This is a genomic window from Demequina sp., assembly GCF_047975725.1.
Classification (GTDB): domain Bacteria; phylum Actinomycetota; class Actinomycetes; order Actinomycetales; family Demequinaceae; genus Demequina.
This window is the reverse complement of record NZ_JBKEED010000026.1, coordinates 52,115-64,589: the sequence shown is the minus strand read 5'-3', so window position 1 is coordinate 64,589 and position 12,475 is coordinate 52,115. Positions and strand designations below refer to the sequence as shown.

Sequence of the window (12,475 nt, the reverse complement as noted above, 5' to 3'; positions counted from 1 at the left end):
GCGCCCAAGGCTAGTGGCAATCGGCGGCTAGCCCGCACGCGTACCGCTCGCCCATGCGCCGTCTTCGACACGCGGAGCGGACGTGCGCGCCTGTGCCAACGTGTCGAGAGCGAGAAAGCCCTGCGTGGTGGCGTACACGTTGAACTCACGTTCGGCGTCGACGATGAGGACGTCCTCAACGTCATTGGCCCTGACTCGGGATGTGGGTACAAACCCGAGCTTGTCCACCCGGTGGAACACGTCGTAGATACCGGGTGCGAGTGGACCGTCGAACGGAGTCAACGACGGGTCGAACGTGGCCTCGATGCGCACCACGAGCACGGGCACGCCGTCCTCCTCGCGCACCTCGACGTCGGAGACGGACGGCAACGACCAGTCCACATTGCTGTCACGGTGACGGATGGCGAACTCGGGCACCAGGCGGGCCACGTCGTCCCCAAGCGCAAGCCTGTCCTGACCGACGACCTGTGCCATCACTGGCGGCAGCAGGAACGCGGGACCGTCCTCGTCTACGACGAGCGCCAGGCCCCGCCCGTTCTCCGTCCGGACCGTCGCCTCGCAGCCCAGGGTCAGGCGCCCCTCCGCCCAGGACGCCCACGTGTGCCGCGCGATCAGTTTGAAGTCCATGGAGGCGTGTGCCAGGTCGAGCAGCGCGGGCACAGACCGATACCGTAGCGCGAGCGCGCGAGCGCGGTCGAGAGGAGACATGCGGGTATCCACCGACTCCGGGAACGCGCCGAGCCGCTCGTCGAGGATCGTGATCAGGTCGGCCCTGCCCTGGGCCGAGCGGTTGAACATCAGGGGCCCGACCCGATCGAGGACGAGCGTGCGAAACCAGCGCGCCAGCAGAGTGTCGCGGTCGTGCTGATCGGCGACCTCGCGTACGGCCTCGAGCGACTGGTCGAAGGACTTCCAGTACTCGTCAACGTCGTACTTTCCGGTGTGGGCGTTGCCCCCGTGGAGTTCCCACCGATACACCGGGCGCTCAGCGAACACACCGGCGCGGGCACCCGCGGCAAGCACCTGTCCGTTGAGGTTGAAGTCCTCTAGGCGCTTGATGTTCTCGGGGAAACGCACATCGTTGTCGAGCAAGAACTGACGTCGATACAACTTATGTGGGGTCACGCACTGAAGCGTTTCCTCCCGCACGCCGTCGGCGAGCGTGATGTTCTCGCGGAAGCACGACCACCCCGGGGCGGACCACCCGGCGACGACCTCTTTGGGAGCGAGGTAGTCGAGCGCATGCTCGCGGGCATAGGCCACCGCGGCCGGCATCCCATCGGGGAACACGTAGTCGTCATGGTCCATAAAGAACACGAACTCCCCGCGAGCCCTGTCCAGACCCACATTGCGGGGGCGACTGGGCCAACCCGAGTTGGGGATGCGCTCGGCATGAAAGTGACGTCGCTGTCGGCACGCCGTCTTAAGCGTCGCAAACGTGTCGTCAGTCGAACCGTCGTCGACAAAGATCACCTCGAGGTCGCCCGGCTCCATCTCGAGCGCGTCGAGAGCGTCGATCACCGGCCCCAGTCGCTCACCGGTGTTGTACGTGGCGATGATGATCGAGACGTCCGGGCCGGGCCGCCTCGCGAACGGGTTAACCACCGATGACTGCCTCTCTTGTTCGTTCCAGCCGCCGGGGACGCCACGCGGGACGTGTGCCACCAGCGCCATGACCGGTGCAGGCCCACCCATCGTATGGGCGCTCGGGTCATCGCACCTAACGGCGAGTGGTGCGAGCACTCGCCAGTGACGCCACCGGGCCGCCCTCGACCAAAGAGCACCGGGCCTGCCTCAAGCTAGGCCTCGCGTCACCACCGATTCACAGCCGGTGGGCCGGACCGTCGGGATCCGTCGTACCGCGGGTGTCGAAGAAGAGCGGAGCGGCGGCAGCAAGCGCGTTGGGGTCATACGCACGGTGGTTCTGGACCAGGATCACCAAATCCGCGTGACGCACGGCCTCATCGAGGTCGTCCACTCGCGAGTAGACGCAGTCGCTGTCAACATTCCACCTCTCCACGTGCGGATCGTGGAAGCAGACGTCTGCGCCCTTGTTGCGCAGCAAGCGCGCAAGAGGAACAGCTGGCGACTCTCGCTGATCAGCGATGTCGGGCTTGTACGTCACGCCAAGGAGCAGCACCCTCGCGCCGCGAGTGGCCTTGCCTTCATCGTTCAAGAGGTCCTGTGCGCGCTGCGCGACGTATGCCGGCATGGTGATGTTGACCTCTTGGGCCAACTCTACGAACCTGAACGGGTACCCCAGTTCCTCCTTGACCCTGTGGCTCAAGTAGTTGGGGTCGATCGGAATGCAATGTCCTCCCACTCCTGGTCCGGGATAGAAGGCTTGGAAGCCGAACGGCTTGGTCTTGGCGAGGTCGATCACGTTCCACAAGTCAATGTCGAGCTCGTGACAGAACCGGGCCATCTCGTTGACGAGCGCAATGTTGACATGTCGATAGGTGTTCTCCAGGAGCTTTGCGGTCTCCGCCTCACGAGTGCCGGCGGCCCGCACCACGGTGTCGACAAAGCGCTCATAGAACTCGGCGGCCATGTCGGTCGATGCGCCGTTGATTCCGCCGACCACCTTGGGGGTGTTCTTCATGCCGAACTGAGCGTTGCCTGGATCAATGCGCTCCGGGGAAAACGCGAGGAAAAAGTCCTCACCTGCGACAAGACCACCGGCTTCGAGGATGCCACGCACGGGGCCGTCGGTGGTTCCGGGGTAGGTCGTCGACTCCAGCACGACCAACATGCCAGGTTCGAGGATCTGGGCCACCGAGCGCGAGGCGGCGAAGACCGCGCCCAAGTCGGGCCCGCCATCGGCACTCAACGGGGTCGGCACACAGATCACTGCCGTGCGCGCCCCTGCCAATGACGAGATGTCGGAGGTTGCGCGGAAGCCGCCAGCGAGCATCTGTCCAATTTCGTCGTCGCTCAGGTCATCAACGTGTGACTTTCCACCGTTAAGGCCTTCCACCACGGCACTGCTGGGGTCGAAACCCCTGACCTGTATGCCGGCGCGGGCGGCCTCCTGTGCGAGCGGAAGTCCCACGTAGCCGAGACCAAAGACGACAAGTTCTACTGACAACAGTTGCTCCGAAAGACAGGGCCCGATGGTGCTGACGACGTCGCCTCCGCCGCCAAACGTGTCCGCGGCCGCCTCATCGCACGCCGAACGGCGTGCAGAGGGTCGCGGCCGCGGATTCGCGCCAGAGCCAAAAGTCAACGATACAGGGACTCGGCTCGCCAGAGGCGGGACCCGTCGTGCGTGCGTGAGAAGCGACAAACACGAAGAATCCACGCACCGCGTGCCCGCTCCAAGGGCGGGCACACGGATCACCGCTAGATGAGGCCAAGCTCCTTCACGGCGTCGCGCTCTTCGACAAGCTCGGCGACGGAAACGTCAATCCCGGCCCGCGCATCGGCCGCGATGTCGAGGCCCTGGACGATCTCCCACTTGCCGTTGCGGGAAATGGCGGGGAACGACGACACGAGCCCCTCGGGCACGCCGTACGAGCCGTCCGAAGGCAACGCCACCGAGGTCCAGTCACCCTCGGGGGTGCCGTGCACCCAGTCGCGCACGTGGTCGATCGCGGCGTTGGCCGCAGAGGCAGCGGACGATGCGCCGCGCGCTTCGATGATCGCGGCGCCGCGCTTGGCCACAGTGGGCACGAAGGTGTCGGCCACCCACGCGTCGTCGCCGATCGCCTCAAGAGCCGGGCGGCCCGCGATGGTGGCGTGGGCGACGTCCGGGTACTGCTTGGCGGAGTGGTTGCCCCAGATCGCCACCCGCTTCACGTCGGCGACCGTGGTGCCGGTCTTGCCCGCGAGCTGTGCGAGGGCGCGGTTGTGGTCCAGGCGCATCATGGCGTTGAAGCGCTCGGCGGGTACGTCGGGCGCGTGGGCGGAAGCGATCAGCGCGTTGGTGTTCGCGGGGTTACCCACCACGAGGATGCGCACGTCGTCGGCCGCGCCTGCGTTGATGGCCTCACCCTGGGGGCCAAAGATGCCGCCGTTGGCGGCGAGAAGGTCACCGCGCTCCATGCCGGCGCCACGGGGGCGTGCGCCCACCAGCAGGCCCACATTGACGCCGTCGAAGGCCGCCTTGGCGTCGTCGAAGATGTCGATCCCTGCGAGGAGCGGGAAGGCGCAGTCGTCGAGCTCCATGGCGGTGCCCTCGGCGGCCTTGAGGCCCTGCGGGATCTCGAGAAGGTTGAGCTTGACGGGCGTGTCTGCGCCCAGCATCTGGCCGGAGGCGATGCGGAACAAGAGCGCGTAGCCGATCTGGCCTGCAGCTCCGGTGACGGTGACGGTGACGGGGGTGGTGCTCACAGCGTCGTGGCTCCTTGTCGGGGGTGGTGGGGATTCGGGGATATGTAGTGGTGGTGTGTCAGTGAGAGCTGAAACGGCCCGCAGGCGAAGTGCCTGCGGGCCGTGTCAATCAGCCCAGTCGGGCCTGAAGGTTCTCGTCGAGCGTGGCGAGGAACGTCTCGGTGGTCTGCCACTCCTGGTCGGGGCCGACCAGCAGTGCGAGGTCCTTGGTCATGGCGCCGGACTCGACCGACTTGATGACCACGTCCTCGAGGGTCTCGGCGAAGCCGGTGACCTCGGGGGTGCCATCGAGCTTGCCGCGGTGCTTGAGCCCGCCGGTCCACGCGAAGATCGACGCGATCGGGTTGGTCGAGGTCTCCTTACCGGCCTGGTGCTGGCGGTAGTGACGCGTCACGGTGCCGTGTGCGGCCTCCGCCTCGACCGTCTGGCCGTCCGGGGTCATCAGCACGGAGGTCATCAGGCCCAGCGAGCCGAAGCCCTGCGCCACGGTGTCCGACTGGACGTCACCGTCGTAGTTCTTGCACGCCCAGACGTAGCCGCCCTCCCACTTCATGGCAGAGGCGACCATGTCGTCGATCAGACGGTGCTCGTAGATCAGGCCCTTGGACTCGAAGTCGGCCTTGAACTCGCGCTCGAAGACGTCCTGGAAGATGTCCTTGAAGGCGCCGTCGTAGGCCTTGAGGATCGTGTTCTTGGTCGACATGTACACGGGGTACTCGCGCTGCAGGCCGTAGGCGAACGATGCGCGGGCAAAGTCCTCGATGGACTTGTTGAAGTTGTACATGCCCATGGCCACGCCGCCGTCGGGACCGTAGTTGGCCACCACGTGCTCAATGGGCTCGGAGCCGTCTTCCGGCGTGAACGTCACGGTGAGCTGGCCAGCGCCGGGCACCTTGAAGTTCGTGGCCTTGTACTGGTCGCCGTGAGCGTGACGGCCGATGATGATCGGCTTGGTCCAGCCCGGCACCAGGCGCGGGATGTTGGAGATGATGATCGGCTCGCGGAAGACCACGCCGCCCAGGATGTTGCGAATGGTGCCGTTGGGGCTCACCCACATCTTCTTGAGGCCGAACTCCTCGACGCGCGCCTCGTCGGGCGTGATGGTCGCGCACTTGACGCCCACGTGGTGCTTCTTAATCGCGTTGGCGGCGTCGATGGTGATCTGGTCGTCGGTCGCGTCGCGCGACTCGATTCCCAGGTCGTAGTACTCGAGGTCTACATCGAGGTAGGGGTGGATCAGGCGATCCTTGATGAACTGCCAGATGATGCGCGTCATCTCGTCGCCGTCGAGCTCGACAACCGTACCTTCGACCTTGATCTTCGCCATGCGTGTGCCTCACGTCTGTGTAGGGGACCGGGATCGGTGACGAGCCTAGTCCACTCTTGACGCACTCGTCTGCGGCCCTCGAGCGGTCACCGCGCTCGCAAGCGCTTCAGTTCACAGGCGGCGTGCCCACCGGCTGCGGTGCCGCCCTCGCGACGTCGCGCGAGATCGCGCGATGGCGCCGGACGTCGTCGAGCAACACCTGAGCCCGAGCCGCGAAAGAATGCGCCGAGCGGATGTGGTCCGACACCAAGGGAAGTACCTCGTCGGCGTAGAACGCCTGCGCACCCGACTCAAGTGTCGACGCGAGACTGATCGGCGACGCAAACGTGGCGAGACCGCGCGGCAGAAGACCCTCAGGGAGCAGACCGTCGAGTCCGCCAACGTCGTCAGTGATCAGCCTCCCGCCCGACGCGAGTACGTCGAAGACTCGGTTCGAGATGAAGCCGTGGTCACGCATGTCTGACCAGTGGTCGTTCAGCACCCACTCCGCGCTCCGGTAGTAGCGCCGAAGCTCCTCATTCGGCACGTACGTACCGAGAATGACCTGCTCGTCGACAAAGCCATCCCAACCAGCGCCATAGACCGCAACTGGATAGCCCGCACGCGCAGCTTCGCATGCTGCCATGCGGTAGTGATTGCGAGTGTTGCCGACCATCAGGGCCTTGCCCCGGACCTCGTCCACCACGGTGTCGTCGAGGTAGAACCGGTCGGGATCCGTGCACTGGAGCAGCGGTGTGATGTCGACGCCCCACTGCTCCTTCATCACCACCGGCCAAGTGGAACTCGCTGCGTAGCGCAAATCGTAGGCGGCAAGTTCCTGAGCGGTGATGTCATCGGGGTGACTGATCACCCAGATGATGCTCGTAGCTCCGGCCGGAATGGGCGGGTGCTTCAGCCCACGCAGCGTCAGGACAACATCGTCAGACCGTCCGTCTGCCGCACGCAGATTCGCAGCGAAGTCGACAGCCACGCGTTGCCCGAGAGACCTGAGAGCAGACGCCATCGAATGGGCAAAGTGGTAGTCGCCCCATGAAAGTGCACGGTCATCCGCCGGAGCGCCCATCACGATGGTCCACTGGAGTGGGCCGTCAGGTCGATCCGTGACGACGAGCGAAGAGTCGAGGGGGGCCGGGCGCCACAGCGCACGGCTCCAGCGGTCGGGGTCCTTGGGAAGAGACACCGAGGTGAAGCCCGTGTAGGACGCAGCCGCACCGGCTGCCGATATCGCACCCTGTGAACCCACGGGTGCTTGGGGCCACAGCGACGCAAACATCCTGGCGTCCTGTTCCGATCCTTCACCAGGAGCAAACGGTGAGGCCTGCGACAGCCGTACCACGGTGTCGGTGCGCACCACAATCGGCTTCGCCTCATACGAGGCCGCCGACTGGGCCGTATCGATGTCGGCCCACAGTTGCTTGAGTTTGGTACTCACGCCTTTAATGCCCCGCACCGTCGATGCCCGAAGGAGCAATGGGAGCGTCGCACCAGGTACCTCAATGTCGCGCGAGGTCCACGTCGCCCAATCACTCGGCAATCCGGACAGCAGGCCGATCGGGTCGCGGCCACCTGGCGCGTACACCACGCCGGCGTCGGACACCAGGCGCTTGCGGTCGAGGACGACGGGGTGGGTCACCGCTGCGTCGAGGTCGATCAGGGAGGCGAGAAGCTGCCCGATAGTGCCTTCTTGGAATCGGTGAAGCGACGTAGTGACGTAGACAAACTCGCCGCGGGCCATGCGCAACGCGTGATTGATGCGCAGTGGCAGCACACTCGCGTCCGCCACCGCCACCACGCGCACGTCAAGGGTCGAGAACTCGGCGAGGGTGATGTCCCGTAGCGTCGCCCATGAGTTGGTTCCAGCGATCAGGATGACCTCGATCGGCAGGCCCCCAGCGTGTTCCCGGATGTTGGTGAGGACAATCTCCGCTTCGTCAGCAGACTTGACCCCATCGATCACCACCGTGACGAGGTCGGGCTCCACCGGTGCAAGTTCCGCGCGATCCCACAAGTGCCGATCTCTGACGTAGAAGTTCCACGCGATGGACTGGGCTTCGCTGATCCGGTTGGGGTCCTGGTCGCCCTCGCTGTAGCGCACGCCGACGAACGGCACGAGCGCAAACTCAGTGTGGTCCGTCAAAGAGAGAATGAGGTCGTAGTCCACCGCACGCGGAAGAGACTCGTCGTAGCCCCCCGCGAGCTCGATCATGGCGCGACTCACGACCAAGGCCGGCTGCGGAATCGAGTTGCCAATTCTCAGCGACTGTGTGGTCGCAGCACCGGCCCGGTAGAAGTACGTGCCGTTGAGTTCGACCTCACTCATGCAGTAGCCCGCATCGTGTCCGTTCACCTCGAGGAACGCGACCATCGACACCAGGAAGTGAGGCTCCCATGCATTGTCAGAGTCAAGGAATGCGACGTACTTGCCCTGCGAACGACTCAGCGCTACGTTCCGTGCTGCGCTGACACCACGGTGTGGCATCTGGATCGGCACGACACGGCGGTCTTTCGCCGCTGCAGATTCAAGCACTGACGCAGTGTCGTCAATGGATCCGTCGTCCACGACGATCAGTTCCCACTGGGCATACGACTGGGCGGTCACCGAGTCGATGGCGTGCCTGAGCTTCTCCGCCCGATTCCAGGTGGGAAGAATGATGGACACCAGGGGCGGCGTCGCACCGGCTTGCTCGAAGCGCCGCACCGCCTGCGCAACCTCCGGCGAGTCCTCTGGCTCGACCCGCGACATGCGCACGAGCGCGGCCTGCCTCTCCCGCGCTCGCTGCTCCTTGCAGCGCGCAAGGAGAGCCGAGCGGACGTCATCGAGGGTCAGTCCCTCGCGCACGAACGCTGCGTCCCTGTTGTAGGGCAAGGGAGCATCCGCACCACGATTGCGGAGGAAAGAAGAGAGCGGCCCGAACTCATCTTCAGGGAGCCTGTCATCGAGCATCGCGGGGTCGAACAAGGGCGATGTTGCTGAGTTCCAGCGATCGCCGCTGTTCCTGAGGTAACTCATCAGCGGGGCATCGCTGGTCTTGGACCGTCCAGTCCAAGCCGACCCAAGAGGGATGAAGAGCGGGTGCGGGGAGTGCCCCAACCGAGCCCCGTGCTCGAGATAGTCGTCAATAGCACTATCGACCGAGTCAAACGTCGTGTCGGCCTGCGTCTCGTACCACTCTTGATCGAAAATGAGCGAAGCGCGGATCATCCGGATCTGGCGCAACCGCTCCTTGTGCCGCTGCGCAACGGTGAGGGGAGGGCTCGCGACGAGTCCCCGTCCGCGCGCGCGATCAACGCGCGCCATCAGTCGCCGACTCATCCGGGAGTTCCCTGTACGGAACGCCTGTCCCCTGATCGCAATGCGCCGTCGTGCCGAACGCGCACCACGTTGTACCGCCGTCAAGATAGTCCGCTGTCGGTCAACGAGCAGCAAGAGGATGCCGACCTGGAGCACCGCCATCAAGAAGAATGCGACCTTGAGCGACGTCAGCGTCGCCAAGCCCATTCCTGCCAATAGCACTACGGCAACCGTCGACACGACGAACATCCGCTTCTTTCGCGTCCTCACTGCGTTGGTCCTTCTGGTCGTAGTTTCAGGTACTCCGCGTCCATGCAGTAGCCGACGCCCAAACCACGTAACTCGGCGACGTCGATGAGCGTGTTGCGCTCTCGCGGCCGGTACGGATAGCTCGGCCGCGTATCCCGCAGGAATTCTCGCACGCCACCCATGTGGTCCGGATACTGAGCTTCCGCTTCACGCAAGAGCCGACCCGCATCGAGGCCATAGGGGTCAAATCTCAACGTGTCGAACTTGAGTAATGGAAAGCGAGCGTCGAGCAGAAAGCGATCCGCGTATGCGACAGCGGGATTGAAAATGAGGTTGCTCGAGGGCTGTGCGCCGTAGTTCTTGCGAACCAACCCGGACTTGCCGTCGATAATCCGGACCGCACCCTGGTGCACAAAGCGACGTTGCGCAAGTTCGAGTTCGGCATCGGTGGGCTGGAAGTAGCCCCCGACCGAGAACCCCGACTCGCGGACGAACCCAGTGAGCCCAACCTCGTACTTTCGGATCACATCGGTGCGTCCCGACACCGGCACCATGTCTCGCCAGAATCGCTGAAAGCCCTGGGACCGCGCGACCGCACCCGTCACTGTGACGAAGAAGCTCTGCGCATGTCCGCCGTGGTGCCGAGACCACGTCATCCCCATCAGGTCGTACTCGGCGGCCTGTTGGCTCTCAACGATGGTGTCCAACGGCACGATCGGGCCAACGAAGGAGTCGTTGGAGATCACGATGCGGTCGTATGCCCCATAGTCTCCGACCGTATCGAGCGCCCACTTATAGCTGTAGAAGTCGTAGCCAAAGTTGGCTCTCGTGACGAACTCGACGTTGGGCGGTAAGACGTCCGTCTCACCCTCGCGAACGCCAGAGGTCGACACCACGACCACTCGCTCCGCACTGCGGGCGTAGTTGGTGATTGTCGCGATGACGTGACGCCGCAGTCGTTGGTCCACATCGAAATGTGCCATGACCACGAGTAGCGCCATCTAGAGTTCCCTTTCGCCAGGCGCAATTCGGACAAACCGCCTTTGCCCGCAACACCCCCGCAAGCGTACCCGAGCGGCCAGGGGACCCCAGGTCGCCATGGCACGTCGCCCTCCCCGGCCGTGCAACCGGGGCCGGCAGCGGTTACCGCCTCCAGCGCGGTTGCGCCGGCGCGGCCCCCGTGCCAGGGACGTCATAGCCAAACTGGCGATAGTCCTCACGGTAGAACGCGGTGATCTGTTCAGCGGCGAGTTCGGTCACGTCGACGTCGGCTGCCGTGATGCCGGTCGCGCGCGACGCCTCTTGGGCGCGTGGCATGTCGGTCGGCACGTCGACACCGGTCAATTCCGCGAGCCGTGCCATCCCTGCCTCAAGGGAATCCTCGAGCCGGAACACGTGCGTGGTGGGCAGGACGAACTCGACCTGGGGCCGAATGTGATTGTCACCTGTATACGGATCCGCAGCAGATTCACGGAACACCTTGGTGGTCCACGCTTCAAACGCGTGTGAGTGCGTGTCGATCGTTTCGGAGGTGCGGTGTCGCCACACGTACTCCGAGATCAGGCGGCGACGCGGCTCGCGCACAAAGCAGAACGACGCGTCAATGCGCTCGAGCCGCAGGGTATCTGCGAGATCAGCAGCGTGAAGGTGCTGTGGGCTACAGCGCCGGTACCAGTTCTCGGTACCCCGAGCGGCTCGCCTACTGAGCATGTCGACGTCCCATCCCGCGTCGCGAAAGGCGTTTTCCACCGAGGTGCCACCCGTCTTGGGCACATGCACGAACAGCAGGGCGACTCCGTTCTTGCGAAGCAGCGGCATGGCTGGACCTCCTGGTCACGCGGGATTGCCGGGGTACTAGCGAGACTAAGGATCAATCCTGAGAATGCCCTGAGAATGGCCGTGGCGCTAGCCCAAGGGCGCGCAGACCTGCCAAGATCGAACGTGGGTGCGTCGACGCACCGACCTAGATCATGAAGGAGTGCTGACCATGAGCGAGCGCGAGAACAATCCGGTGGACCCCGTCGAGGAACCACTCGCCGCCACCGACGAAGCAGAGGTGGACACGACTGTCCCGGAACCTGCAGCGGTGGAGGACGTCGACCATGCCTCGTTTGAGGAGGACCTCGACGACGACGTCTGGGCGGATGACGAGCCTGCCGGCCCCAGCATTGTGGGACGCATGGGCGCCGAGGCCGCCGGTACCTTCATCCTGGTCTTCATGGGTGTGGGGGCCGCGCTGTACAACAGCATCCTCGGTTGGGGCACGCTCGGCGTGGCCTTCGGCTTCGCGCTCGGTGTCATCATCGCGGCCATCGTCTTTGGCGGCATCTCCGGCGCCCACCTCAACCCCGCAGTGACCATCGGCGTGTGGCTCGGCGGTCGCTTCCCGGGACGCGACGTCGCACCCTACGTGCTCGCGCAGGTCGTGGGTGCTGCCGCCGCTGGTGGCGTGCTGTACGGCCTTCGCCTCACCAACCCGCTGTACGACAACCTCGGCACCGCGACGGAGTTCATGGCGACCGGAGCCAACGGCTACGGCGAGTTCTCGCCTACCAACTTTGACTGGCTCGCGGGCGGAATCGTCGAGATCATCATCGCCGCACTGCTGGTCGCGGTCGTCCTGTCGGTGACCTCGGTCGTCAACAAGGCTGGCGCCATCGCGGCCCCGTACGCCATCGGTCTCACCGTCGGCTTCCTCGTGATGATCGCGATCCCGTTCACCAACGGTGCCCTCAACCCCGCCCGCGCCACCGGTATCGCGCTGTACTCGGGAATCGACGCGATTCAGCAGCTGTGGCTGTTCTGGCTCGCGCCCATCATCGGTGCTGCCATCGCGGGTCTGCTGTTCCGCGCCTTTGGCCCCGAAGAGGACCTCATCATCATCGAGCGCGTCGAGACCATCGAAGTGATGGAGAAGTAACACCTCACCACGCAACGAGGGGCGGGCACCGACCGGTGCCCGCCCCTCCTGCATGTCACGCCAAGCGCGCGTCAGGTCAGCGCTGCTGTCAGCCCCAAGTAGGCGAGCGCGAGCCCAAACGCGACCATGATGATGACGTCCACCGCCCTGCGTCGCACAGAGAACACGCGTGTGGCGGGCAGCCATAGACGCGCTGCCGCACCCGCGAACGCCATGCCGGCGAGCACCAGTACCGCAGCCTTGACACTCACGAGCGCCCCCAAGGCCACCGCTGCGGCCACGGCCGCCAACGAACCCACAGCGACCGCGAGGGTTGTCTGAGGGGTGGGACGGGAGGGCTCGCTCAAGGGATCCG

At 64.8% G+C, this 12,475-nt stretch carries 9 protein-coding genes; 1 reads left to right on the top strand and 8 read right to left on the bottom strand.

Annotated features, from left to right (window positions below):
• Positions 1 to 27: 27 nt before the first annotated feature.
• The 7 genes from ACK5NO_RS09885 to ACK5NO_RS09855 all read right to left on the bottom strand — a co-directional run bounded on the left by ACK5NO_RS09885 (position 28) and on the right by ACK5NO_RS09855 (position 11,018).
• On the bottom strand, positions 28 to 1,665 hold the full coding sequence (locus ACK5NO_RS09885) for a glycosyltransferase family 2 protein (RefSeq protein ID WP_416812506.1): 1,638 nt from the start codon (positions 1,663 to 1,665) through the stop codon (positions 28 to 30).
• A gap of 157 nt (positions 1,666 to 1,822) precedes the next feature.
• On the bottom strand, positions 1,823 to 3,088 hold the full coding sequence (locus ACK5NO_RS09880; RefSeq protein ID WP_416812505.1) for a nucleotide sugar dehydrogenase: 1,266 nt from the start codon (positions 3,086 to 3,088) through the stop codon (positions 1,823 to 1,825).
• 254 nt (positions 3,089 to 3,342) lie between these two features.
• Positions 3,343 to 4,332: a malate dehydrogenase gene (locus tag ACK5NO_RS09875; protein ID WP_416812504.1), complete on the bottom strand. Its 990-nt coding sequence runs from the start codon at positions 4,330 to 4,332 to the stop codon at positions 3,343 to 3,345.
• 109 nt (positions 4,333 to 4,441) lie between these two features.
• A complete protein-coding gene (locus tag ACK5NO_RS09870) occupies positions 4,442 to 5,659 on the bottom strand; it encodes an NADP-dependent isocitrate dehydrogenase (protein WP_416812503.1) in 1,218 nt (405 codons plus the stop codon).
• Between the two features lie 106 nt (positions 5,660 to 5,765).
• Entirely contained in the window at positions 5,766 to 8,972 is a 3,207-nt protein-coding gene (locus ACK5NO_RS09865) for a glycosyltransferase (RefSeq protein WP_416812502.1), read from the bottom strand.
• A gap of 245 nt (positions 8,973 to 9,217) precedes the next feature.
• Positions 9,218 to 10,201, bottom strand: coding sequence for a rhamnan synthesis F family protein (locus tag ACK5NO_RS09860; protein WP_416812501.1), 984 nt, complete (start codon positions 10,199 to 10,201; stop codon positions 9,218 to 9,220).
• A gap of 142 nt (positions 10,202 to 10,343) precedes the next feature.
• On the bottom strand, positions 10,344 to 11,018 hold the full coding sequence (locus ACK5NO_RS09855; RefSeq protein ID WP_416812500.1) for a sulfotransferase family 2 domain-containing protein: 675 nt from the start codon (positions 11,016 to 11,018) through the stop codon (positions 10,344 to 10,346).
• Between the two features lie 169 nt (positions 11,019 to 11,187).
• On the opposite strand from ACK5NO_RS09855, the gene ACK5NO_RS09850 reads away from it, so the two are divergent.
• The gene (locus ACK5NO_RS09850; RefSeq protein ID WP_416812499.1) at positions 11,188 to 12,120 is read left to right on the top strand and encodes an aquaporin; all 933 of its coding nucleotides are present in this window, start codon (positions 11,188 to 11,190) and stop codon (positions 12,118 to 12,120) included.
• Between the two features lie 71 nt (positions 12,121 to 12,191).
• On the opposite strand, the gene ACK5NO_RS09845 is transcribed toward ACK5NO_RS09850, so the two are convergent.
• Positions 12,192 to 12,467 (bottom strand): hypothetical protein, encoded by a 276-nt coding sequence (locus ACK5NO_RS09845; RefSeq protein WP_416812498.1) that lies wholly within the window; start codon positions 12,465 to 12,467, stop codon positions 12,192 to 12,194.
• Positions 12,468 to 12,475: the final 8 nt, after the last annotated feature.

Bases quoted from the DNA above. Each gene is read 5' to 3' on its own strand.
- ACK5NO_RS09865 (WP_416812502.1), bottom strand. From the start codon at position 8,972: ATGAGTCGGCGACTGATGGCGCGCGTTGATCGCGCGCGCGGACGGGGA.
- ACK5NO_RS09855 (WP_416812500.1), bottom strand. From the start codon at position 11,018: ATGCCGCTGCTTCGCAAGAACGGAGTCGCCCTGCTGTTCGTGCATGTG.
- ACK5NO_RS09870 (WP_416812503.1), bottom strand. From the start codon at position 5,659: ATGGCGAAGATCAAGGTCGAAGGTACGGTTGTCGAGCTCGACGGCGAC.
- ACK5NO_RS09850 (WP_416812499.1), top strand. From the start codon at position 11,188: ATGAGCGAGCGCGAGAACAATCCGGTGGACCCCGTCGAGGAACCACTC.
- ACK5NO_RS09860 (WP_416812501.1), bottom strand. From the start codon at position 10,201: ATGGCGCTACTCGTGGTCATGGCACATTTCGATGTGGACCAACGACTG.